At 48.8% G+C, this 24,213-nt stretch carries 17 protein-coding genes and 1 pseudogene; 6 read left to right on the forward strand and 12 right to left on the reverse strand.

The window, feature by feature from the left end:
• Positions 1 to 12: 12 nt before the first annotated feature.
• Complete coding sequence (locus V8F51_RS20090) at positions 13 to 972, reverse strand: ABC transporter permease (protein ID WP_442956465.1); 960 nt, start codon at positions 970 to 972, stop codon at positions 13 to 15.
• Positions 973 to 1,206: 234 nt separating this feature from the next.
• Here V8F51_RS20090 and V8F51_RS20095 point away from each other — a divergent pair, with 234 nt between their 5' ends.
• A complete protein-coding gene (locus V8F51_RS20095; RefSeq protein ID WP_337102199.1) occupies positions 1,207 to 2,781 on the forward strand; it encodes an alpha-L-rhamnosidase-related protein in 1,575 nt (524 codons plus the stop codon).
• Positions 2,782 to 3,152: 371 nt separating this feature from the next.
• On the opposite strand, the gene V8F51_RS20100 is transcribed toward V8F51_RS20095, so the two are convergent.
• The 9 genes from V8F51_RS20100 to V8F51_RS20140 form a co-directional block, all read right to left on the reverse strand.
• The gene (locus V8F51_RS20100; RefSeq protein ID WP_337102200.1) at positions 3,153 to 3,989 is read right to left on the reverse strand and encodes a carbohydrate ABC transporter permease; all 837 of its coding nucleotides are present in this window, start codon (positions 3,987 to 3,989) and stop codon (positions 3,153 to 3,155) included.
• A complete protein-coding gene (locus V8F51_RS20105; protein WP_337102201.1) occupies positions 3,986 to 4,852 on the reverse strand; it encodes a carbohydrate ABC transporter permease in 867 nt (288 codons plus the stop codon). Before V8F51_RS20105 ends, V8F51_RS20100 begins: the two co-directional genes overlap by 4 nt.
• 84 nt (positions 4,853 to 4,936) lie before the next feature.
• Positions 4,937 to 6,289 (reverse strand): ABC transporter substrate-binding protein, encoded by a 1,353-nt coding sequence (locus V8F51_RS20110; protein ID WP_337102202.1) that lies wholly within the window; start codon positions 6,287 to 6,289, stop codon positions 4,937 to 4,939.
• Between the two features lie 161 nt (positions 6,290 to 6,450).
• On the reverse strand, positions 6,451 to 7,758 hold the full coding sequence (locus V8F51_RS20115) for an ABC transporter substrate-binding protein (protein ID WP_337102203.1): 1,308 nt from the start codon (positions 7,756 to 7,758) through the stop codon (positions 6,451 to 6,453).
• Positions 7,755 to 9,233, reverse strand: a complete 1,479-nt coding sequence (locus tag V8F51_RS20120; RefSeq protein ID WP_337102204.1) for a response regulator transcription factor — start codon at positions 9,231 to 9,233, stop codon at positions 7,755 to 7,757. Before V8F51_RS20120 ends, V8F51_RS20115 begins: the two co-directional genes overlap by 4 nt.
• A 3-nt stretch (positions 9,234 to 9,236) precedes the next feature.
• Positions 9,237 to 10,853, reverse strand: a complete 1,617-nt coding sequence (locus V8F51_RS20125; protein ID WP_337102205.1) for a sensor histidine kinase — start codon at positions 10,851 to 10,853, stop codon at positions 9,237 to 9,239.
• A gap of 363 nt (positions 10,854 to 11,216) precedes the next feature.
• The gene (locus tag V8F51_RS20130; RefSeq protein WP_337102206.1) at positions 11,217 to 12,488 is read right to left on the reverse strand and encodes an ABC transporter substrate-binding protein; all 1,272 of its coding nucleotides are present in this window, start codon (positions 12,486 to 12,488) and stop codon (positions 11,217 to 11,219) included.
• A 129-nt stretch (positions 12,489 to 12,617) separates the two neighbouring features.
• Positions 12,618 to 17,294 carry a glycoside hydrolase family 3 C-terminal domain-containing protein gene (locus V8F51_RS20135; protein ID WP_337102207.1) on the reverse strand — a complete coding sequence of 1,559 codons (4,677 nt, stop codon included), beginning with the start codon at positions 17,292 to 17,294 and terminating at the stop codon, positions 12,618 to 12,620.
• Positions 17,295 to 17,581: 287 nt separating this feature from the next.
• The gene (locus tag V8F51_RS20140) at positions 17,582 to 18,493 is read right to left on the reverse strand and encodes a helix-turn-helix transcriptional regulator (RefSeq protein WP_337102208.1); all 912 of its coding nucleotides are present in this window, start codon (positions 18,491 to 18,493) and stop codon (positions 17,582 to 17,584) included.
• Between the two features lie 118 nt (positions 18,494 to 18,611).
• Here V8F51_RS20140 and V8F51_RS20145 point away from each other — a divergent pair, with 118 nt between their 5' ends.
• On the forward strand, positions 18,612 to 19,073 hold the full coding sequence (locus V8F51_RS20145) for a VOC family protein (RefSeq protein ID WP_337102210.1): 462 nt from the start codon (positions 18,612 to 18,614) through the stop codon (positions 19,071 to 19,073).
• A gap of 77 nt (positions 19,074 to 19,150) precedes the next feature.
• On the opposite strand, the gene V8F51_RS20150 is transcribed toward V8F51_RS20145, so the two are convergent.
• Complete coding sequence (locus V8F51_RS20150) at positions 19,151 to 19,921, reverse strand: DeoR/GlpR family DNA-binding transcription regulator (protein WP_337102211.1); 771 nt, start codon at positions 19,919 to 19,921, stop codon at positions 19,151 to 19,153.
• A 206-nt stretch (positions 19,922 to 20,127) separates the two neighbouring features.
• Between V8F51_RS20150 and V8F51_RS20155 the strand changes: the two genes are divergently transcribed.
• The 4 genes and pseudogenes from V8F51_RS20155 to V8F51_RS31615 form a co-directional block, all read left to right on the forward strand.
• A complete protein-coding gene (locus tag V8F51_RS20155; RefSeq protein ID WP_337102212.1) occupies positions 20,128 to 21,081 on the forward strand; it encodes a metallophosphoesterase family protein in 954 nt (317 codons plus the stop codon).
• Positions 21,082 to 21,105: 24 nt separating this feature from the next.
• Positions 21,106 to 21,966, forward strand: coding sequence for a DMT family transporter (locus V8F51_RS20160; RefSeq protein WP_337102213.1), 861 nt, complete (start codon positions 21,106 to 21,108; stop codon positions 21,964 to 21,966).
• Positions 21,967 to 21,992: 26 nt separating this feature from the next.
• Positions 21,993 to 22,811: an alkaline phosphatase family protein gene (locus V8F51_RS20165; protein ID WP_337102214.1), complete on the forward strand. Its 819-nt coding sequence runs from the start codon at positions 21,993 to 21,995 to the stop codon at positions 22,809 to 22,811.
• 164 nt (positions 22,812 to 22,975) lie between these two features.
• Positions 22,976 to 23,191, forward strand: a pseudogene (locus tag V8F51_RS31615) (AraC family transcriptional regulator); the annotation flags it as partial.
• Here V8F51_RS31615 and V8F51_RS20170 read toward each other — a convergent pair.
• Positions 23,166 to 24,206: an SGNH/GDSL hydrolase family protein gene (locus V8F51_RS20170; RefSeq protein ID WP_337102215.1), complete on the reverse strand. Its 1,041-nt coding sequence runs from the start codon at positions 24,204 to 24,206 to the stop codon at positions 23,166 to 23,168. The pseudogene V8F51_RS31615 and the gene V8F51_RS20170 sit on opposite strands and share 26 nt — an antisense overlap.
• Between the last annotated feature and the right edge of the window lie 7 nt (positions 24,207 to 24,213).

Raw genomic sequence — 24,213 nt, forward strand, 5'->3', positions numbered from 1 at the left:
CACTCTCCTGCTCTAGAATAAGGATGAATGATTCAACCGTTTGGATACAAAATTGGCAGTCAGCAGCAAGATCAGCGCAATGATCGATTTAATCAATCCAACTGCCGTCGAATAGGAATAACGCGCTTGCTGAAGTCCGACTTGATACACATAAACATCAATGACATTGCTGGCAGATTCGTTTAGCTGGTTTTTCAACACCATGATCTGGTCAAAGTTCGAATTCAAAATCCCGCTGACGGCCAGAACAAACAGAATCGAGATCGTTCCTTTAATGGACGGCAAAGTTAAATAGTACATTTTCTGAAATCTTCCGGCTCCGTCGATCGTTGCCGCCTCATACAGCTCAGGAGAAATTCCGGCAATGGCAGCCAGGTATATGATCGCCGACCATCCAAGCTCTTTCCAAATATCCGAAATGAGCGAAAGGCCCCAGAAATATTTAGGCTCGGCCAAAAATACGATTGGCTCTTTTATGATTTGAAGCGCCATTAGCACATCGTTAATAATTCCGACATCGGCCAGCCAAGTTGTCATAATGCCGCCCAAAATAACCCAAGATAAAAAATGCGGCAAATAGGAAATCGTTTGAATCGAACGTTTGAAACGTATGGAGCGAATTTCATTGAGAAGCAAAGCGAACATGATAGGAAGCGGAAAGCCAATGACAAGCTTTAGGAAGCTCATCCCCAGCGTGTTCTTTATGACATACCGCAAATTGTCGTCTTCCATGAATGCCTTGAAATGATCCAAGCCAACCCAAGGCGCGTCCGAAATGGGCCTAACGATATTAAACTCTTTGAACGCAATAATAATTCCATAGATCGGAATGTAATTGAATACGATCATCCAAGCTACCCCTAGCAACGCCATGACTTGCAAATACCGTTGATTAACAAGTTTTCTTAACCACTTGTTTCTCTTCTTCGCAGGAAGAGAGCTTTGTACGGGAACGCTTGCATTTGAATCCACCTGCTGCACCTCCATTATGTTGATCCTCTAGACGCGTTAATCGAATGACTTCATTGTATTTCATCGCTATCCGCAACATAAGGAGTCAAATTGCAGGCAGGGTTACAGAATTTTAGATGCGTTTCTTATGACCTGTAAAACGAATAGTTTTTCCTGTACTGCCATCATTGCTGCGGGCGGCGGAAAATATTTAAATAAGGATAGCGATACTCATTTCTGAAAGGGGAAATATACGTGGCCAACATCCAAGTCGTTAAGGATCATACTATTATTAGAAATGAAGCTTTCATCGCCAAAGCAGAGCAGCTGAAGCCTGAACTTATCTGTACGGAGGTCCATCCGGTTCATCTTATTGATGTCGTATCCGACGACTCCGCAGTCCATGGCTGGAGAGCGAACGTCCTAGAGCCGGCCGATGCGCTTGCCGATAAAAGCTTTGGAAAAGGCGACTCGTTTATTTTGGATTTCGGAACGCATCTTGTCGGCTACCTGGATCATATTCATATCAAACCAGTCGGAAGTCCGCCGGATGCGCCTCTTCATCTCAAAATTACGTTCGGCGAGATGCCGATCGAGATGGCAGAGCCGTTCAGCTCTTACGAGGGCTGGATCAGCAGCTCCTGGCTGCAGGAAGAAGTATTCCATATCGATGTTCTGCCGGGGGTTCTTTCTCTTCCTCGTCGGTACAGCTTCCGTTACGTGAAGTTCGAAGTGCTCGCCGCTTCCCAAAAGTACAGCGTCTCCTTCGACGAGATCGTATGCCGAACCGTTACTTCCGCGGATGTCAGCAAGGTCACGCCTTTGGAGCACACGGACGAGCTCATCAACAAAATCGATGAGGTTAGCATCAAAACGCTGCAGGACTGCATGCAGCTCGTCTTCGAGGACGGTCCGAAGCGTGACCGCCGTCTATGGCTGGGAGATCTTCGGCTTCAAGCATTGGCGAACTATGAAACCTTCAAAAATTACGATCTAGTCAAACGGAATTTGTATTTGTTTGCCGGCGTTCCTAATGACAAAGGTCAGATTACCGCCAATGTGTTTACGTTCGCAGATTTGATCGCCGACGATACTTATCTTCTCGACTATTCGATCTTCTTCGTTACGACCTTATACGACTATTATCTAGAGTCGCAAGATTTGGATACGTTGACGGAGCTATGGCCATTAGCTCTCAAGCAGATTGAGATTGCCTTGGAGCACTTGGACGAAAGACATCTTATCCGCGATTCGAATTCCTGGTACTCCTTCATCGATTGGAATCAGGATTTGAATAAACAGGCGCCGACGCAAGGCGTGCTGATCTACGCGATCAGAAGAGCCATTCATATTGCCGAAATTGTAAGCTGCGATAGCCTCGGCATGCTGAAGCATCAGCTTGATCTGACCGTTGAAGCGGCCAAAGAGCATCTATGGGATGAAGTAGCCAGCTTCTTCGTAAGCGGTGCCGACCGTCAAGTGTCCTGGGCAAGCCAAATCTGGATGGTTCATGCGGAAGTGTGGGATCACCGGAAAAATAAAGAGCTGCTTAATCGTTTATTGGAAGTGAAGCCCGTTGTCGGAGTAACGACACCTTATCTGTACCACCATCTAGTTGAAGCGCTTATTGTCGTAGGCGAAACCTCTCAGGCCATTGCTCAAATGAAGGCTTATTGGGGAGAAATGATCAAAGACGGCGCCGATACGTTCTGGGAGCTGTACGATCCGAGCAACAAATCCTTCTCGCCATATGGCAATCCGATGATCAACAGCTATTGCCACGCTTGGAGCTGTACGCCGACTTATCTAATCCGGAAATATAATTTGTAATTTAAAATGGGGTCGATTTCTCTCATCCGTCGATATTGACAGAGGAATCGGCCCCTTTTTATTAACCAGCGTAACCAGCTATCGCCGCCCATTGGAGGCGCTCCAACTCATAATTTCGTTCGTTAGGGACCCAAGCGACACTAATCGGTCATATTTCGATCCCAATGCGAGCTTACGGACCGAGGTAACCTTAAGGTGACCCTATCTCAACAAAATCGTACGAATGGTCTCGGATAGATTCCGTTGAGTCCGTTAAGACCGCAATCAGGGGAGAAACACGCAATTAAGGTCTTTATGGTCCGCACTCCGATCCAGAACTTCAAAAAAAACCGCATCTCCGAAGTAAGGAGATGCGGCAAGTGAATGAAGATTTACCCTTTAACCGAGCCCATTGTTAAACCGCCGACAAAATATTTTTGCAAAGCCAGGAAGGCAAGCAGCAACGGCAACGCGCATAGAATACATGCGGCGAATAGGACATTCCATTGGGCCGGATTCTGCTGGTCGCCAAGGAAACCGAGCATGGCGACGGGGAGCGGCGCATCAAGCGATTTTGTAATAAAGACCATGTTAAAGAAATAGTCGTTCCAGATCCAGACGCCCTGCGTAATGATGACGGATACCGTTACCGGCATAATAAGCGGGAATACAATTTGCCAAAAGCGTCTGAACAACCCCGCTCCATCGATATGGGCTGCCTCCTCGATTTCCTCAGGCACGCCGCTGCGGATGAAGCCGGTATACAGGAAGGTAGAGAATGGAAGGCTGCATGTAATGAACATCAAGATAGGCGTATATTGATTCATTGGAATGCCAAGGCCTTTGATCATCTGGATGATCGGAATCAATACCATCTGCCCGGGTATAACCAGACCCGATAAGAAGAAGACATATAGAAACTTGCTGAATCGGCTTCTAATTCTAGCTATCGGGTAGGCCGCCATCGCTGCAAGCACGACGACAAAAAATACGGAAACCGAAGTAAGGACGACGCTGTTCCAGAGCGCTGTCGGGAAATGCATGCGGGTGAACGCCGATTGAAAGCTGTCCAAAGTAAACTCGTTAAACCAGTTCAAAGGATTCGTCATGTTCCGCGGCGAGCGCAATGAGCTGGAGAGAACGATCAACAAAGGAATCAAGTTAATGAATACGAGCACCAGAATAGCTATATGCGTTAAGAGCTTTCCAATAGGGGAACCGCTTCTCATGCCGAAACCTCCCGTCTGTTCAGCGTAAGCACGCAAACCATTGTAATGAGAATAATGATGGCGAAAGAAATAATGCCAAGCGCAGAGGCTTTGCCGAACAATTGATCCGTAAATGCCATCTTATACATGGCGTAGATCAGTGTGTTGGTCGATGTGCCGGGACCCCCGTTCGTCATGACAAACGGATAGTCGAACGCCTTCAAGCCGTTAATGACGCTTAGCGTAATATTGATCGTAACGGAAGTAGCCAGCAATGGAAGCGTAATGAAGCGGAACAACTTCCATCTGCCCGCCCCGTCGATTTTTCCCGCCTCCAGCAGATCATGCGGCAAAGACTGAAGGCCAGCCAAAAAAATGATCGTGCTTACGCCCAGGTTTTTCCAAATGTCGACAGTAATGATGGCGTACAAAGCTTTCGTATAACTGCCAAGAAAATTGGTGTCTAAGCCCGTAATGCCAATTCGATCAAGCAAGGCGGCGATCAGCCCCTCTTCCGGCATATAGACGTAGCTCCATATAAATCCTACTACGATCGCGCTGAACAACGTAGGAATGTAAAAAGCCGAACGGTAAAACCCTTTGGCTCTTATGTTCGCATTTAGTAAGAGAGCGATTAATAAAGCAATTAAATTGCCCAAAACGACAGTAAGGACTGTGTATAGAAGCGTGTTCTTAATGGATTCAGCAAGGATCTCTTCCTTGAAGAGCGTCTTGAAATTGGAGAAGCCGACGTAATCGAACTTCTGAACGTAACCGTTATAATCCGTCAGGCTGTACTGGAACAGCCGAGTAATCGGAAATATCCAAAAAATACAGTAAAAGAGCAGAGCCGGCAAAACAAAGAAATACATTGTTTTTTTCATTACGGCACTATTCATGATGCTTCTTTCCTTTCCCGGTCAAAATCGCGGCGAGGGGCGCGGAGCCCCTGCCGCTGACAATCTGCATTAGCCTTTGAACAGCTCTTTGTACTTGTCCTGCATCGCTTTCGTAACATCTTCCGCGGTCGTTTTCTTGCCGCCGATAATTTCCGAGAACTTGGACTGCATCACGTCGCTCACGCCTGCCGGCCACATTTGGTTCGAGAAATAGAACGCGTTGCCCGTCGTCTGAATATGCGTCAATGCGTCCTTGAAAATATCGTTCGTCAGCTCGACTCCGTTGAATACGCTAATCGAAGGATTGGAAGCTACCCATGCCTCGAATAGCGGCGACTGTCCGTCGAACAGGTATTCGAAGATTTGCTTGCCAACCTCCAGATTCGCGGAGTCCGCATTCAAAGCATAACCTGCCGCCGTTGAAGCCGATGCATAGACTGGCTGACCCGCTTCGTTGCCTGGAAGGGAGAAGAAACCGCGCTCGAACTGAGCTGCTCCGCTTGCCGTAACGCCCGGCAAATCCCATGTGCCCGTGAAGATCATAGCCGCTTTTCCGTCGACAAACTGTTGAACGGCTTGCGAGCTAGCCATGCCAAGCGAGCCTGTTGCGACATACCCTTTGTCATACAGCTCCTTGTATTGGTTCACTGTGTTGACCCACTTCTCGTCGGTCAGTGCCGTTTCTCCGGATTGGAGCTTCGTATCGAACTCCGCATCTGAAGGATAGACAGTGTTGGCTGCGAGCTGGTACATGCCGAACTGAATGACCCAAGGATCTTTATCCCCCATTACGATCGGAGTGATGCCGGCCGCTTTCAGCTTATCAGCTGCAGCGAGGAAGCTCGGCCAATCCTTCGGCAATTCTGTAATCCCAGCCTGTTCGAACAAAGCCTTGTTGTAATACGTTCCAAGAATGTCCATTCCCTTGGCTACGGCATAAGGTTTCTCTTCATAGCTCATATCGTTCTTAGCAGCCTGACTGACATTATCCCAGAAGGAAAGGCCGGACAGATCGGCGGCATAACCTGCTTTCGCCACCTCTATAGCGCCCATGTTGGCCAGTTTAGGAAACACGAGGAAAATGTCAGGACCTTCGCCCGCGGACAGCTTCGTTTTCACAGTCGTGTAATATTGCTCATCCGGAAGTTTCTGAACCTCTAACGTGACGTTAGGAAACTTCTCTTTGACGAGCTTAGGAAGCGTCTCCAGTTCAAAATCCGCGCCTTCCGCCGCTTTGGCGCCCGATACGAGCATCGTCAGCGTTACCGGTTTCTCGCTTGTGCTTTCCCCCGGCGCATTGGTCGACTGCACATTAGTATTGCCTCCGTTATTGTCCGAATTGCTGCTTCCGCAGGCGCTCAGAGCCACAACCATCATCGACGCCAGTGCAATGCCCAGCGTTTTTTTCTTCCAAAACTTCATCCGATATTCCCCCCGTACAGAAATGTTTTCTTGTTACATTTGTCATTTTAATATGTTTTTCTTTTGTTTATAAGCGCGCCATTTTTTGTTATCGCTCCGTATTTTTCGGAATGAACACAAAAAAAAGAGGACCGCTCAGGGTCCTCTCAACCATCCGCAAACTAATTGGATATTTCTTCTTGTAATGCCGTCATGTAATCGAGCGGAGAGTAATCATCGTTAGTGACTAGCAGCTGTGCGTTGTTCCATGCCATCAATTGCGCATTCGTATCGAATCTAGCTTCGAACCAAAGCGCTCCTTTCGTGACCTCGCCGATTTTTTGCTGTATTTGTTTGGTCAGCGGAGGCAAATCCTCCGGCATGTCGCTTACCTTAAAGCCAGTCACCATACCAAGCTCGTTCATGGCTCGATCGCCATACCGCTCGAACACATATTTGATCCATTCTCCGACTTCCGGCGTATATGCCGATTTGGAGAACGACGTCGTAAGCCCGGCATTGACAGGATATTCATCCAACGTTCCGCTGCCGCCCTCAACGAGCGGTATGCTGAAGAAACCGATATTATCCGCACCTATCTGATTCCGCATCTCGTCGTTAAAGGCGCGCAGCTGCCAGCTTCCCATATAGAACATGGCCGCTTTTCCCTGCAGGAACATATCAACTGACGTGCTCATATCAATGGTGTTCACTCTCGGTCCGAAGTAACCGCTGAGCCCCATGTTCTGAACGATTTGCGCTGCCTCCACGAAGCCCGGACTCGTTAGCGTTATTTCGCCTCTATCGACCCTCTCCATGACGTCTGCTCCGTACATACGAATGGCATAAGCGTTAATAAGCCTTGTTATCGGCCATTTATCCTTGCCAGCGACAGAGAAAGGCTGAATGTTATGCTCATTCAAGTCAGCGGCGATGTCCAGCATTTCCTTCCATGTTTGCGGCTCGCTCAGCCCATGCTCAGAGAAGATTTTTTTGTTATACCAGAAGCCTTCGATATTAAGCTCTAGCGGGATTGCGAACAAACCGCCATCCGCGTACGATTTCAGCAACTCTGCGGCGGCGGGATTCATAGTAGACATAAGGCCAAGCTCGGTGAACGCTTCCTCTACGTTAAGGGCAGCATCGCTGTTAATGAGATCCTGCAACGGCTTGCCCGATTGATAGCTGAACATCGTTGGAAGATCGTTGCTGGCAGCGAGCAGCTGCACGCGCTGGTTCAGATCGCTCTCTGCCACATTCTCGAATTTATAGCGTACCTCGGGATGCGTCGCTGCATATTCCTGCGCTAATTCGCCGATAATGCGAGCGCTTCCTTCGTTCTCCTTGTTTGAGCTTAAATAAAGGATCGTCGTCGGACTCGCACCGGGTTCGGCTTCGGGCTCCTTATGACCACTGCAGGCATGAAGCACGCTGAGCGACAAGATCGCAAGAGCTAGCCGCGAAGCGATGAACAGCCGTTTGCTTCTCATATCCCTTTCCCCTTCGAACGGAATTGACCGGGTGTCATACCCGTATGTTTCTTGAACACCTCGGAGAAATGCCGGGCATGATAATAGCCTACCCGCTCGCTGATATCCTGAATCGACAAATCCTCGTTCAGCAGCCTTTTCGCTTTCTCCATGCGGACTTTCGTCAGATGCTTAATGTAGGAGACGCCCATCTCCTCTTTGAACAGAAGGCTGAAGTAAGTTACATTCATCCCGACATGATCGGCAACCTCCTGCTGGGTTAGATCTCGTCCAAGATGATCGTTCATATATCGCACGGCCTTCTCGACGGAAGCATGTTTTGACCTCGTTCGAATGTCGATGATCCAATCCATGATTCGTTCCATTTCCTCGCGCAGCCAAGCGGCCATTTCTTCCAAAGTCTGCATGCTTAGCAGCTTCCGCTCGGGCAAATGACCCGGAGGTTTCAGGTCGGTCAAGCTTTCGCCTGTCTCCTTCGCTACCTCGAGGCCGTGGAACAACATACGCATCAGCTCGATTTCTGCAACCTCGGGGTCCGGCTTCATTCTGCGAAATTCGGCCAAATAGTTGTCTAGCTTTGCCATCAAAGCGTCTTTATCGCCGATCCGCATATCAAATAACACTTCTTCTTCGATTTCGGAAAGATGCGGGTCGACAGACTCGGAAACGCCAAGCTCGCTGAAGCGAATCCAGCCCTTTCCCTCTAAATACTTGCCGTATCGCAGCGCCCTTAGCGCTTCCTTATAGCTGTTAGGGGCGAGGTCAAGCGTCTCGTACGTATTGCCCGATCCTACCGTTGCATCTGCGATGTTCTCCATAATGTCCGTCCAACCGGCAAATGCTTGATCAAAGTGAAAGACGGCAGCGAGAAATTCGGATCCGTTGCGAATTCGTATGATCCTATAACCGGAACCGCTTGCCAATTGTACATGCTCTTCCGAAAGCGCCAGCACAGTTACCCCTTTCACCTCGGATGCATCCGGACCGAAATGCTCCGCCCAGCCCTTGATCGCCTCACTGCCTCTTTGTATCAGCCCGAGTGTGCTCTGCACAAGCAGCTGTTGCTTGCTTTCATGCTTAAGCGCCGACATTTCCGAATGCTCTTGGATTCGCGCGACCGCCTTGCGAATGCCGTCCTTTATTTTCTCCAAGGTGATCGGCTTCTCCAGATAGTCGATGACACCTAGATGGATCGCCTTCTTCACGTACTCGAATTCATTGTATCCGCTGAATACGATACACATCGTCTCGGGCGCTTCGGATCGTATCGTTTCGATCAGCTCCAGCCCATCCATGCCTGGCATCCGTATGTCCGTAATGACAATATCCGGCCGATGGGTTCTGAATGCCTCCAGAGCAGATAGGCCGTCCTTAGCGGTCGCTACCAGCTCGACTCCGCATTCCGCCCAATTGATCAGTTTAATCAAGCCCTTCAGAACGATAAACTCGTCATCGAACAAAACAGCCTTCAGCATCGTTTATGCCTCCCCCGTCATTTGCCTATATGGAAAGCGCAGCTGCACTTTGGTACCCTCACCGACTTTGCTGTCTATCGTAAAGGTGCTTGTTGCGCCATAAAATAGACTCAATCTCTCCCTTACGTTCAGCATGCCGTAACCTTGCTCTGTCTTCGTCAGGTCTTCCATCCCGACGCCGTCATCCTCGACCGTGAAGACGAGAAACTCGCCGTCCTTCCGTCCGGTCAGCCGAATTCTACCCTCGCCTACTTTAGGCTCCAAGCCGTGATAAATCGCGTTTTCGACAAGCGGCTGAAGCAGCAGCTTCATAATCTCGAAGCTCTTGATCTCTTCCTCGATCGTTTCTTCATAGTGGAACCGATTGTCGTAGCGCATGTTTTGAATAATCATATAATGGCGGATATGCTGAATTTCCTTGAACACCGGTATGAGCTCCCGCCCCTTGTTCAGGCTAAGCTTAAAGCTCTCGGAAAGCGACAGCGCCATTTGCGCAATGTCAGCCTTCTCCTCAAGCAGCGCCATGAAATAAATGGAATCCAGCGTATTGTAAAGGAAATGCGGCTTGATCTGCGCTTGAAGCGAGCGAAGCTCCGCTTCTCTCTCTTTAAGCTGAGATTGCAATAAGCTTTCGCTCAATTGCTGGTTAACTATGGCTAACCGCCTGAAGGTCTGGTTAATGACGCCTACCTCGTCGGCAGCGAACGTTTCATTCCCATCGATCGGCTGACTGCCCTTCGCCCAATCCACAATCATTTTTTTGAGCTGCAGCAGCGGTTTTGTAATCGTTCCCGATACAAAATAAGACACTAGCAGCGCAATGCCGGCCATGAAGGCAGCAAGCAGCATCGTAATGTCGCCGATCCGGTCGGACTGCCTAAGCAGCGACTTCGTCTCAACGAAATGAATGAACATCCAGCCGCTCGTCGCATTTTTGTAGACGCTGAAGATATAGCCGGCTTGCCTAAGCCTGTCCATCATGGCATCGTAACTGCCTGACAGACCTATGCTATCCGTCTCCTCCGGTCGGTAATCGTAGACGATGGCCGGTTGACTTGTCGCCTTATCCAGCACGAGGAAGCCGCTTTTACCGCTCTCGTTCAGCGTTTGCTCGAAGATCGTTTTCTTAATATTAATGACTAATAATCCGATCTGACCGCCCGTCAATTGATTTGGGTCGCGCAGTACTTTTACGCTCGAGAAGGAGCTTCCCTCCGCGTCCTCCAACACGTTGTATCCGAAGAAAATTTCTTTACCTCTGGCCTCTTGCGCCGTCACGTACCAATCCGTCAAAGGAATCTGCCTGCGCGTGTCATCCGTGCCGTAACGCCCGGCCTGCTCCGACCTGCCATAGCAGACCGAACGATAATTGCGGTCGAAGATGCAGATCGACTCGATATACTGCGTATCGAACAGATTGGAAACGACGATATTTTGCAGCTTATTTGCCGTGCGAACATCGATGACGGCTTGATCGTTGCCGTTGCTGGCCCCGCTGAGCAGCAGTTCCTTCCTGAGCTCGTCGTTGGAGAGAATGATCCGGTTCATGTTGATGATGTTTCGCAGCAGCAAATCCGCCACTTCGCTCGACGTCTTCAAATATCCTCGGTTGGTTTCCATATGGTTCTGGATTAATGTTTCCTTGGCAATATTAAAGGAAACGTAACCAAGCACAAACAATGGGGGAAGCGAAACCAGAATCATAGCCGTAAAAAATCGTCTTCTAATCCTCGGCTGGCGGAACAGCTGCAATGCAAAGCGAATCCGTGATTTCACGATGATCTTCCTTTGAACAAATTTGGTTGGTAATGCCTGCGTAAACAAAACATTCCCCGCCTGCGAGAGAAAAGTTCTTCCGGCAGTACAGGGAATGAATCGGCCTATTGTCTAGGGCCGTATTTAACATCAGTATAGCAGAGGAGCACGCGCCGCGGTTCGGCGTATTTATCAGGTCAACTCCGCATTTATCGGATTGTCCCCTAATTATTCGCTTTGCTCATCGATAGCCGCTTGCAAATCGCTCATATATTGCATGGACGTATAGTCGGGGCCTGCGACGAGCAATTGCGCGTTTTCCCACGCGGTCCGTTGTTCCTTCGTCGTGAACAGCGCTTCGAACCAAAGCGCCCCTTTCGTCACCGAATCCAGCTTTTGCTGAATCATCCGGTTAAGCGGCGTAGCCTCGTCAGCCTCCGTTACGCGGAAACCCGTAATCATGCCTTTGCCGCTTGCATAGTCGCCATAATTCTCGAATACGAATTTGATCCATTGTCCGACTTGCTCGTTATACGCTTCCTTAGAGAAAGAAGCCGTTAGACCCGCATTGACTGGATATTCGCTACTCTTTCCTTTGCCGTCCTGAACTAACGGTATGCTAAAAAATCCGATTTGGTCCGCACCGATCCTATTGCGTTCCTCATTATCAAAGTCTCGAAGCGACCAGCTGCCGGAATAGAACATTGCGGCTTGTCCATTCAGAAACAAGTCCGTCGCTTGCTTGAAATCAACCTTGTTCGCATCTAGCCCAAAGTAACCTTTGGACGACATGCGCTTAATCTCCTCGGCCGCCTCGACAAATTCGGGAGAAGTGAGCCTAAGTTGTCCCTGGTCGACCCTCTGCATAGCATCCGGCCCTATCTTCCGGATGAGATAAGCATTGATCAGCCGCGTAATCGGCCATTTCTCTTTCCCGGCAAGAGCGAACGGCTGGATGCCCGCTTCCAGAAAGCGGTCAGCCGCTTTCGTCATATCGGACCATGTGGACGGCTCGGGAATATCCAGCTCGGCAAAAAGCTTTTTATTATACCAAAATCCTTCTATATTCATTTCCAAAGGCAACGCATATAAGCCCTTCCCCTCCACCAATGCAGTCAACAAATCGACGGCCGATGGCAGCAGCTTATTCCGAATGCCCAGCTCGTCGAATAGATCGGACAGATCAAGCACCGCTCCGCTTTCGATGAATTGAAGCAGCGGCTTGCCCGAAGGATAGCTGAACATGACCGGAAGATCGTTGCTGGCGGCCAGCAGCTGCAATTTAGAAGGGAGCTCGGTACTGCCAAGCTCTTCGTATTCAAATACAATCTGAGGTTGATTAGTCGCATACTTGGCGGTCAATTCCTCCATAATAGAGGTGCTTTGGGCATTCCCGCCTGAGGTTATGTAGGAAATGGGTATTTCATCCGGCTCAGGCTCTTGTGTACGGGTACTCTGAACCCCGCATGAGGCAAGCAATGCGGGAAGCAACAGTAACATGACCCATTGGATATAGCCAAAACACCCTTTAGTAGCTTTCATAGCTGCACGTCCATTTCATTTAAAAAAGTCAAGAGACCCGCTGGCGGCTCCTTGTGCAAAGGTACCACCAAGCGGGTAGAATTTCAACTATTCTATTGAAAGGATGCTCTCGATGGCAGTACGCGCACGAAGCGCAACTGCAGCCAGCTCTGCTCTAGTAAGTCCTGCGGAAGGAAGCAACTTTCCGGAAGCCGTTCCTTTCAGGATGCCGTATTTGACCATGACAGCCAAGGACAACCGGTATTCTGACGTGATGGAAGATGCATCTACAAATGATTTAAGAAGCTCGGTTGCCTCTTCTTCGGTCATCGTGGTCTCGAGACCAGCAGCAGCTAATGCTTTTGTCAGAATGGCTGCCGTTTGTTCACGGTTAATCGAAGAATCTGCGGAAGGCACTGCTGTCGCCGACAGTTGGAGAAGAGCAGCTTCTCTCAAGACGGAATCGTACCACTTCGTATCCTGCGATTGTTTGGATGGAGTTACTCCGAGTACGTTAAGAGCAACCATCAACGTTTGATAGTAAGTTGTTAAGGCTGTCGGCTGCATCCGATCAGCAGACACGCCGTTCAGCAGCAGTAAGCTGCTTGCTTGCCGGATCTCTTCGGCGTACCATGCATCGGCCGGTACGTCGATGAATTGGCGTTCGACGTTAATCGGGACGTAAATGCCGTCCGAAAGCACGAGTGCCTCCATGCTTCTCGTACCGTCCGCGTTCGTTATGACGCGAGTTGGCACAGGAGTTAAGGTGCCGTCATCATTCAATCGAGCCAATGCCGTGAATGCGGCAGTGCTGCCAGCAAGTTTCCCATGAGCGTACAGTCCTTTCTTGGAAATGACGCTTAACCTCACAGGTGTTCCTGCCACAGAGACGCCCGGTATTTTCAACTCATTCACAAGAGCAAGATCAGCCTCCGTCAATGCACTTACTTTAACGGATTCAACTTCTGGCTCTTCCGGTTGTTCCGTTCCCGGTTCAGGCTCAGGAGATGGCGTAACGGTGCCGGAACCGCTGTTGCTTCCGACGGTCACCGTAACGATGTTACTGCCAGTGGTGCTTCCTGCGAAAGCTTCTGAAAGAGCCGAAATTTGCAAGGTTGATTTGGCCTTTGCCGTGCCCGCAAGTTGAAGCTTCGCTACCGTTTGATCTTCGTTCAACGTGACAGTAGATAGAGTCAAGCCGCTGTCTCCGCCGTCGAAGCTCCAATTATCCGTATTGACCGCATTAAGACCGAATGGAGTCTGGTCCGCTTGTACGTTCAGGGATGGGTTTCGCTCAGATCCTTTAATTTTACCGGATACGCTAATGACAGCATCGGTCTGGAAGGACAAGCTGTCGATACGCAGATCCGGTGAACGGAATACAACGTAAAGATCATGGATCCCCGTAATCGCCGTATTGCTCAAATCAACCGTTACATCGGTATAACCTAGCTCGCTCACGGCCACACCCGCGGTTTCGATCGTGTAAGAAGTCGGACCCGTGTAACCTACCTCCAGCAAAGCGATCGGCGCGCTATACGGAGAATCCGCATGAAGCGTAATGAATCCGCCTTCCGAATCACTCGCCACGCTTGCAGTTACCCGCTTAGCTCCCGTCAAATCCACTTTCGGGATTGCTGTCCAAGAGCCGTTCTGCTTGGATCTGACCGAATAATATTCGCCAACGACTTTCTTTTCCTTCAAACTGCTGGCCGTACGAGCTTTCGATACTTCATGATAAATGACTTCGTCCGAAGCGAATGAATGGTCGAAGACGTTGAACGGCTCGTAGATATCGAGCTGAGCAAGCGGCGTTCCGACTACTTCAACCGAAGCTTCCAGACGGATATCGTCCGATGCAGATCCTGCCATGAATGAATAGGAGCCGCTCTCGACCTGGAAGTCGCCTTTATTGACGTCCCACACGGCAAAATCTTTCGGATTCACGGTCAACTCGACCGTCTTCGATTCACCTGCGTCCAGTTCGATTTTCTCATAAGATACGAGCTGCTTAACAGGCGCATACTCGCCATACGCAGCATCATTGTTGTTCGCATAGAGCTGGACGACCTCGGAGGTGTCCACAGCGCCCGTATTTTCTACGGTGACGGATACGGTGAACGGTTCGCTGCCGCTGACCGAAGAAGGAACGGCCAAGTCGCTATACGTGAAATCACTGTAAGATAAACCGTAACCGAAGCTATATGTGACTGGGGCGTCGGTATACATATACGTCAATTTGGATTCAATCGGATCGGCATTCGTCATATCAACCGTGAATCTAGGATCTGTGTTGGCCTCGATCGTCTGGGTCGTATTGCCCTCCGGTATCGCGTAATTGTTAATCGCCGGGAAAGCCGACATATCCGAGTACCATGTAGATGTCAGGCGGCCTGTTGGCGAATAATCGCCATAAAGCACTTGAGCAAGCGCCTGGGAATCGTATTGTCCGCCATAAGGTTGGTACACAATTGCGGACACGTTCGGATTGTTCTGAATGTCTTCCATAACAACCGGGAAGCTGGATTTCACGACAACAACTGTTTTCTTGCCTTCTGCCGCGAACGCTGCCGAAACCTTCTCGACAAGCTTATAATCGTCATTACCCATATAGAGGGAGGATCGGTCGTTGCCCTCGCCGGCGCTGTGACGAGGAATCGCGCCTACGAATACGATTGCATAATCGTCCGTTGCCGCTCTGGCAGCTGCTTCTTCGCCAACATCCTTGACGACCGTCTGCTCGAACTTCACATCATCTCCTCGGCTTGCCGCAACCGTCGCGTTCGTAAGAGTGGTCGCTGTCGTCTTCAGCGTGTTGTCCTCCGCGGTGCGGATGAATCGGCCGTTCGTATAATACCAGTTCGAGAAATCGCCGCTGAATCCGGTACGATAGCCGTTGGACACGATCGAGACGGTGTCATCTCCGTTCGTTTCCATTCGAAGCCTTGCAGGAATGGTGCTAGTGCTTCCAAGCATCTCAGCCAAATTCCAGTCATTGTTCGTAAGGTTCAGCTGCGTTGCGTCGGTATTTCCGACGACCGCATTGGCGGCGGACGGCGAGGTAATCCATTTGCCGTTAAGCAGAGACTGCAAGCTTACGCCTTCCTGACCCCAATCGTACACTCTGAACAAATGTGCGTTATTCTCAATATCCAGCTGATCTTCTGTCGTGACTAGCCCTGCGCCAGCTTCTCCACCGTATGTGCTTGCCGTAACGGTCTGACCGTTAAGAACGGATTGAAGCGCAATTAATTTGCCGCCTTCATCGTAGTTAACGTTGTCGCTTCCATTCTGCTTAATAATGGCAAGCAACGGCGAATCGCCGGAGTTAGGAATACTAGGAGTCGTCCCTACGGAATAAACAGTCTTGAACCTCGCATCCGCATAAGGTCCGGATACTGCCGCCTTCTGTTCCTTTGCCAGAGGCAGAGCTCCATCGTTCTTAAGCAGGACAATGCTTTCCTGAGCCGCGCGCAGCGCAACGTCTTGATGCTCTTGCAGCGCATAAGTAGCCGGCGCTTCCGTACGCACGTCCTTGGCGTCTTGTGCGAACGGGTAATATTTCGGAATGCCGTTCTCGTCCGTTTCGTTGAAAATGCCGATGCGGACCATCTGATTAACGTGCGGACGAGCCGCTTCGATCAAGTCCTCGGCCGTGACGTCGTATTTCCCTTGCTCGACAGCGCTTACGACAGCGAGCACGTCGGCTAGCGCGTCATTTGCGTTCGGGGACGGCCGTCCCGCATTCGCTTCGGCCAAAATCATAAGCAAATTGGCAAGCGTGCGATCTTGCGCATACTTCGTGTCATAGCCGTTCCCCATCGTGTTAGCCCCGAACACGAGCGAATCTCCGTTGAAATCGGGAGAGCTGTACACACCGTACTTGGAGAAATTGTTCGCATGAAGCTGGATAGGCGAGAGAATGTTCGGAATGCCGTTAGTACGGCCGAACGATGTCATGACTCCCGCTACCGATCCGCTTTCAAAGGCTTGCAGCGGAGCGCGAGTCTGATACTCGTAAATGGCTCTTGCTCCCGCACTGTTACTTGCGGACTGTCGGAACCATTGCGCGTTATATACGGAGTAATGCTTCGTGCCTACGGCAGCCCGCATCCAAAATCCATCCTCGCTCGCCTCCTGATCCGTACCGCTTAGGCCTGCCGCCATTTCATCAATCATTGTGCCGGAGAGATACGCGTCCTCCGCGAACCCTTCGTCAAACCGGCCGCTGAGCGGATTAATTCTAAGATCGCTTACGACCGTGAAAGCGACCGAAGCCGAAGATTCGCTTCCGCCATGAATATTCGAAAGGCCTTGCTTAACCTTCAGCTGGCTGATTTTCTCGGCACCGATGACTTGTCCGATATCGGCAAGCAGCTCTTTGTTCCAAGTTTGTCCCATACCGACCAATGCCGGAAAATCGGTCGATATGCCTTGTACGTTATCAGCGGCAGACAGTGCTCCAGGAATTTTATTTCCCGCGTTCTCTCCCTGCTGAAGCGTATAATGATTCCGAGATCCAGTTGCATAGACGGCTGGACCTTCTAACCCCGTGTATTGAAAATAGGCGTCAACAAATGCATCCAAATGCTCAGGCACACCATCGAAAAGCGGCATTCCGTCGAACACGCCGCCTTCTTGCGTCTTGAAGGCAACTAGCTCACCTTCGGCCGCGTTGACGACACCTGTTGGCATGGTTCCTGTTAATAGTCCAATCGAGAGCGAACATGCAAGAACAACAGGCATTGCTTTCTTGCTCCAAGTCCGATAACCGAAAACCTTCATAACCGATCAACCTTCCCCTCTTGTACTCTTATGAACACTTGTCCACGCGCATCGGTATTCGACTGCAACGCACCTCCCTCTGTTCCGATAGCGCTTTCATACCATATTTTACTTGTCGCTTTGAAATAGAAATAGCGAGCTATTTCTCTGTTTGTTTCCGCATTTTTTTGAATTGTCCCTGATAGAGTCCGCTGAGTCCGTAATGACGGGAATCGGAGGCGAAAATCGCAATTTGTCGCTAATATAAGCCAAAGCGAATACAAAAAAAGCCGGCATCGCCGACTTCTTTAGACATATTTCTTTAACATGACATTTAGAAACTCTCGAAAATCTTCAATATATGCTTTAGGTTCTATGATTTCCAAATCCGGTCCGAAGCTAGCTAAAAACCGGAATCCAATCTGATTTTGCGGCACATCGATTTGGGCGATTAACCATTCAGAATTATAGGCTTCAAGCCTCTTTTGACCGTATCTTTCAATAAAGTGATCTTTAATTTGATGGGAAATCAATGCTTTAATTGTAATTAATTTCGGTTGATACTGTTGTTCCGCTTTTTGCTCAGTCATAGAATCTCTGGCATCAAATGTTTGGCTATCGATATTCAGATTATCTGTTCTGGACAATTTGAACGTTCGATATTCCATTCGATCCAAACAAAACCCCTTCAAATACCAACTCATCTCACTAAAATGAAGATGGTATGGCTCGACCATTCTAATCGTCATGTCTCCGTTTCGATCTATATAATCGAAAGTAAGCAATCTTCCTTGCGCTATTGCTTCTTGACATGTCTTTAAGATTTGGACTATTTCAGAACGACCGTCCCAATCATAAAATGACAGACTTATGGAGCCTTTCGAAGTTGCCGAGCCTATCATCGATTCCATTTTTTTAATCGTTAGTTCTACTTCGTCACTAAATAGAATTTGTCCTAATCCGCCCAGAGCGGTTAAAATATTTTCCAAGTCTTTACTGCTTAAAAGTCGTTTGTCTAATTTGTATTCATCCATAATCGCGTAGCCGCCGTTAACTCCATTTATCGAATAAATAGGGATATTAGACATGCTGAGCGTTTCCATATCACGTAGAATCGTTCTTTTGGACATGTTGAATAATTGAGCGAACTCGGTTGCTGAAACGACATTCTTTTGCAGCAAGACCATGACTATAGATATTAATCTTTCTATTTTATTCATAGTGTCCCTCCAGCCTGAAACGCAGCTAAAAAAATTTAAAAAAAGCTATAATAGGTGACAACAAAGCTGTCACCTATTATAGCTTATACTTCATGTATTACAAGAAGGAGGTTTTAACATGTCCGTTATTACGTATTTAAACTTTGACGGGAACACAGAACAGGTCATAGAGTTCTATTCAGAAGCTCTACATTCAAGTAAAGTAAAAAAGGTGAAATTCAAGGATTTTCCGCAAGATCCAAACTACCCTTTGCCAGAAAACGAATTGAATATGATTATGGAGTCATCGTTAGAATTCGCTGGCGGCAAAATCATGATGTCGGATATTCTGCCTTCGATGAAGAAAGTAACGGGCGAGTTGATTAAAGGCAACCATATGCTGATTAGCATCGTTATTGAAGATAAACAGCTACTAGAAAATTACTTTACTAATTTGTCTGCAGGCGGCTATGTTATCATGCCTTTATCAGAAATGCCTTGGTCTTCCTGCTTCGGAATGTTGGTTGATCAATTCGGTGTTGTATGGAAGTTTAATAGTGACGCCGATAAGTTCCTTGATCGTTTAGTTTCAAACTCTTAAGGGAAAGTGGCAACGGATATTTATCGTTGCCGCTTTTTCTCGTTTGCAGCCTAGGTATTAATCCACGGGATCTCGTCTTACTCGCTAATTCGCACCTCGATCCCAAGCGCTTCCATCGTATCAATCCATTCTTTCGGGCAGCCCGCGTCCGTGATCAGCATAGAAATCTCCTCCAGCCTCGCTACTCTGGCGAATGTGGACATTCCAAATTTGGAGTGATCCGCGACTAAAATAGACTCCTCCGCCCGCTGCATCATTTTCCGGGAAATAGCCGCTTCAGCTAAATGGTAATCGGTAATGCCGTCTGCAAGCGAAATGCCGCCAAGAGAAATAAACGCTTTGTTCACTTTAAATTGGTCGAGCATCCGATCGGTAAGGGAGCCTGTTGTCGCCTGATACTCTGGATTTACTTCCCCGCCCGCAAAAATAATGGTTCCGCGAAACGTTTCCATCGCTAAATTAAGTACCGGGATCGAGTGGGTGATCAAGGTAATGTTCGTTCGATCCCTTAAATACGGCAAAATTTCAATGGTCGTCGTTCCGTTATCCACCATGATCGTTTCACCGTCTTCAACCAATGATGCCGCCAGCTTGCCAATGGACGCTTTCTCTGCCTTCATCATTTGGGTCCGCTTCAGAAAAGGCGGCTCGACAAGCTCCATGCGCATTTTGACCGCGCCTCCATACACCTTGCGAAGCTTGCCTTCCTTCTCCAGCCGATCCAAATCGCGCCGCACCGTTTCCGTAGAAACGCTAAGTTGCTCAGACAGGCGATGCACCTGCACTTTTCCTTCCATTTCCAAATGATTTAGAATCGTCATCCTGCGATCTTCGTAGGTTAATGACATCAGAAGCCTCCTACATGACTGATTTTATTTAATTGATGTTGTTTTATGTTGTTTTTTTCATTGTAGGGTTAGGGGTACATGATGTCAACTCATCAGAATTGCTGGTTGACAGTCTGATCTAGCGACGCTAAGATTGTCAATAAACAACACGATGACGTTATGAAACCACAAGAATACAACATTCATGCAAAAATGGAGGGCTTATCATGCCACATTCACTCGTCTTTCGCGAGGATCACACCTTTACGATCGCGCAATTCACTGATTTACATTGGAAAGATAACGGTGCTCTGGATCAGATGACACGCCGTCTCATGGAAGATATCCTCGACGCTGAACAGCCGGATCTTGTTGTTTTCACGGGTGATGTCATCTATACCGGCGAGGTAGCTCCAGGCGATCCCCCTTGCGAGGATCCAACAGGAGCATTGCGAGAAGCTGTTCAATCCGTGGAAAGTCGCGGGATTCCATGGGCGATCGTGTTCGGCAATCATGACACGGAATCGATCATTTCAAGAGAAGACCTCATCCATGCGGTGCTGGAGTATCCGCATACGGTTGCCCAGCGCGGTCCGGTAGAAGTTAACGGAGAAGGGAATTACCGATTGTCTATTCGAGATGCTGCCGGGCAAAGCAGATTCAACCTTTACTTCTTTGATTCAGGCGCTTATTCAACCGTTCCCCATATTGATGGGTATGATTGGATTCGCAGCGATCAAATCGAATGGTACAAGAAAGAATCCCTTCAGATTCGAGATCCTTTTGCCGAACAGCCTTTGCCTGCTCTCGCTTTCTTCCATATCCCTTTACCCGAATATCAAGAGGTGTGGGACAGCAAGACCTGTTACGGGAACTTTTATGAGGCTAGCGTCTGCAGCAGCCGCGTGAACTCCGGGCTATTTGCAGGCATGCTGGAGATGGGCGATATCGTAGGAACCTTCGTTGGCCATGATCATATCAACGATTATTGGGGTGAGCTGCACGGGATTCGTCTATGTTACGGCAGAGCCAGCGGCTATAACACGTATGGCAAAGAGGGCTTTCCACGTGGCGCAAGAATGATTCGACTCATAGAAGGCGAGCGCAGCTTCGAGACATGGCTGCGACTTGCTGACGGCACCGTCATTACTCAGCAACCTGAACACCAACCCGGTACTTAATCCAGGAAGCTTGGGGGTCATTGTTTGATTATCGTCGCAACGCTGCTAGTCATCGCTTCCGGCTTGGCGCATGCCGTTTGGAGTTTATTCACGAAACGCAGTCATAACAAAAGCGTCTTTTTATGGTCCATACTCATGGTAACCACCATCGTCCTTTTTCCTTACTTAATAAGAGAATTATGGCTTCATCCCTTATCCTTATCGTCCTACGGCCTCCTGCTGTTATCCGCCTGCTTGCAGGCCGTTTATGCGCTCTTATTAGCACGTACCTACAATATGGGGGATCTATCGCAAATCTATCCGATTATGAGAGGCGCCAGTACCTTATTCATTCCTATTATTGGAGTCCTGTTCCTTCGTGAATCCTTAACGATATACGGATGGATGGGGCTGCTTTGCATGGTGATTGGTTTCGTTACACTCAGCGGCTTTTTCACCCGCGCAAGATCAAGATCAGCTTCCATCGGATCTGTTAAACCTTTCCTTATGGCGCTTAGCGTTGGCTTATGCACGACTTGCTACGTCTTCGTCGATAAGCTCAATCTTGAACATATCTCAGCGATTTCTTTGCTTGAGGTGACCAATATCGGGTTCGTCGCGGCCTTGACGCCTACCGTTATCGCCTCTAAACAACTGCGCATGGAATGGAAATTGAACAGCAGAATCATTTTACTCGGAGCGATTCTCAATCCAGGCTCTTATTTATTGTTCCTATTCGCTATGAAGTACGCACCCGTTGCCCATATCTCCCCCGTGCGTGAAATTGGCACCGTATTTGCAACGATTCTAGGCATTGTCGTCCTCAAGGAGAAGCAAGGCACTTTACGCATATGGTGTTCGGTTCTCATTTTAATAGGAATTCTCACGATTAGCTTTTGGGGCTAGAACAACTTTAAAAGGCAGGTACATCGATGACTACTTGTAACCGTGTCATTATCATTGGGTGGGATGGCGCCGGCGATTTTGTCCGCGAGGCATATACACCGAATTTAGACCGTTTGTTTGCCTCAGGAGCTTCCACGCTCGAAGCGCAAACCGCATCGCCTACCATCAGCGCCGAATGTTGGGGATCACTGCTTCATGGGGTTTCACCTGCAAAGCATGGTCTCACCAATACGAAGGCCGATAAGGAACAATTTCCTGTCAACTCACCTTATCCATCTATTTTTCGTGTTGCTAGAGAAGCTTTCCCCTATGCCAAACTAGCTGCTTATAGTGCTTGGAAGCCCATTAATTCCGGCATCATTGAACCATCGATCGGGGTCCATAAAGTATCGATGCCTGATGGCGAACTTGTGCAAGCCATAGCTGCTTACATCAATGAAAACCTTGATTTCAAGCTGCTTTATGTGCAATTGGATTTGCCAGACGCTGCAGGTCATAAGCATGGGTACAACACGCCTGGGCAACATCGAGTTATCGAAGAGACTGACCAGCACACAGGCGTCATTCTAGAAGCACTTGAGGATGCTGATCTGCTAAAAGATAGCCTCATTATTGCTGTCACCGATCACGGCGGCGGTGGCGAGAATGCTTTTGATCACGGAAGTGATCATCCCATGGATAAAACCATCTTCTGGGGCTGCACGGGCCCTGGCATCGCACCCGGAACCAAGCTTGGACATGTCGAAATCGCCGACACGGCCGCAGTTGCGGCGCATGCACTCGGACTGGAAGCCCCTGCTTCTTGGGAGGGCAAGCTGCCGGTTGGATTGTTCCACAGCTTGTAATCATGCCAAACAAAGAAACCCTGACTTCGTCTACAAGACAAAGTCGGGGTTTATTTGGATTTCTCTATTGCTCCTCCTTTATTCCTATTCATGCGAGTAAGAAATCTATCCTTTCACGCTGCCTAGGGTCAAGCCTTTAACGAAATAGCGTTGAGGCTAAACGTCTTCTGAGCCGAACCGATTTGAAAATAGCTCAAGTCGCCAAAAAGGTTGGCTACAACGATCCTGCCTATTTTAGCGGCAAGTTCGAAAAGCTTGTAGGCGTTACCCCAACAGCATATAGATTAGAATTGGAGTCAAAAAAAAAGCCCACACCCCTGAACAAGAGGCATGGACTTCACAAAACAAACGCTGTTATAAAATCAGTTTACCAACAATAGGGCTAAGCGTTTCCGCTATACGGAAATAACCTAAATCAGAAGGATGAATGCCATCCGTGGTGCATTCCTGATAATCCGCGCCCAACAACTCCGCACCATCGAAGAAGTGGAGATTCGCATCCCCTTCCTGCTGCAATTGCTCAATGATTGCCATTTGAAGCTGTTTGCGTTCTTCGCGAACGCTAAGCCTGTTATCGTCAAAGGTTTCGATCGCTAATCGGATCTGCGATAAGACGAGAATGGGTACTTCGGGATGGCGTGAACGATATATTCGAATAAATTCGGGCAATGATTCCTTAAGCCGTTCCGTACTAGGCGTATTCACTTCATAATCCAGAACGAGCAACGCCGGTTCTTCGATCTGGCTGATCAAATGGGCAAGCTCCGGCTCTCCTTGCGCATTGCCGGAGAAACCGAGATTCACCATTTCAATCGGGAATTTCCGACTTAAAATGTTGGGATAGGCCATACCCGGCCTAGAGGCACAGGCTCCATGGGTGATCGAGGTTCCGTAAATAAGCACCTTCTTGTCGCTTAAGAACCCCGGAAATCCAGTTATCGATGAAGAAGGATCAAGACCTATCCAAAGCTCCTTCACCCCTTGATAGAGCGGAAGATTAAGCGTGATATCCCGCATTTCACTAGGTAAGGATTCAAAGAGAATAGATTCGTATTCATCTTTCGAATGATCAAAGCGAGTCGTATTGACATATTGTTGATTGCCGGTTGCGCCGAAGTAGCAATCAACGCCGCATTGACCCGTCGCGGGCATTTGGTACATGGTGGCTCTGTCAGCCAGAACGACCCTTACGGAAAGCTTGGGCGAGTCTGTCTGGAAACGAATTTGAACGCCAGCCGTATAATTCGCAAGCCGGTCTACCTCCGATCGAATCGGATGACTTGGCTCGACCGGCAATCTTCGATATACCCCGTCTTGTTCAAGCCAAGGTAGCCCCGTTATCCTAAAGGGTTCGTTGCGAGGCGAGTACCATTTCCAGCCGTTTCCCGTATCCACGTCTATA

It is taken from the genome of Paenibacillus sp. YIM B09110, assembly GCF_037167145.1.
In the GTDB taxonomy this organism is placed as follows: Bacteria; Bacillota; Bacilli; order Paenibacillales; family Paenibacillaceae; genus Pristimantibacillus.

Excerpts from the sequence above, each read along its gene's own strand:
- V8F51_RS20100 (WP_337102200.1), bottom strand. The coding sequence starts at position 3,989 with ATGAGAAGCGGTTCCCCTATTGGAAAGCTCTTAACGCATATAGCTATT.
- V8F51_RS20105 (WP_337102201.1), bottom strand. The coding sequence starts at position 4,852 with ATGAAAAAAACAATGTATTTCTTTGTTTTGCCGGCTCTGCTCTTTTAC.
- V8F51_RS20110 (WP_337102202.1), bottom strand. The coding sequence starts at position 6,289 with ATGAAGTTTTGGAAGAAAAAAACGCTGGGCATTGCACTGGCGTCGATG.
- V8F51_RS20115 (WP_337102203.1), bottom strand. The coding sequence starts at position 7,758 with ATGAGAAGCAAACGGCTGTTCATCGCTTCGCGGCTAGCTCTTGCGATC.
- V8F51_RS20120 (WP_337102204.1), bottom strand. The coding sequence starts at position 9,233 with ATGCTGAAGGCTGTTTTGTTCGATGACGAGTTTATCGTTCTGAAGGGC.
- V8F51_RS20125 (WP_337102205.1), bottom strand. The coding sequence starts at position 10,853 with ATGGAAACCAACCGAGGATATTTGAAGACGTCGAGCGAAGTGGCGGAT.
- V8F51_RS20130 (WP_337102206.1), bottom strand. The coding sequence starts at position 12,488 with ATGTTACTGTTGCTTCCCGCATTGCTTGCCTCATGCGGGGTTCAGAGT.
- V8F51_RS20135 (WP_337102207.1), bottom strand. The coding sequence starts at position 17,294 with ATGAAGGTTTTCGGTTATCGGACTTGGAGCAAGAAAGCAATGCCTGTT.
- V8F51_RS20140 (WP_337102208.1), bottom strand. The coding sequence starts at position 18,493 with ATGAATAAAATAGAAAGATTAATATCTATAGTCATGGTCTTGCTGCAA.
- V8F51_RS20145 (WP_337102210.1), top strand. The coding sequence starts at position 18,612 with ATGTCCGTTATTACGTATTTAAACTTTGACGGGAACACAGAACAGGTC.
- V8F51_RS20150 (WP_337102211.1), bottom strand. The coding sequence starts at position 19,921 with ATGTCATTAACCTACGAAGATCGCAGGATGACGATTCTAAATCATTTG.
- V8F51_RS20155 (WP_337102212.1), top strand. The coding sequence starts at position 20,128 with ATGCCACATTCACTCGTCTTTCGCGAGGATCACACCTTTACGATCGCG.
- V8F51_RS20165 (WP_337102214.1), top strand. The coding sequence starts at position 21,993 with ATGACTACTTGTAACCGTGTCATTATCATTGGGTGGGATGGCGCCGGC.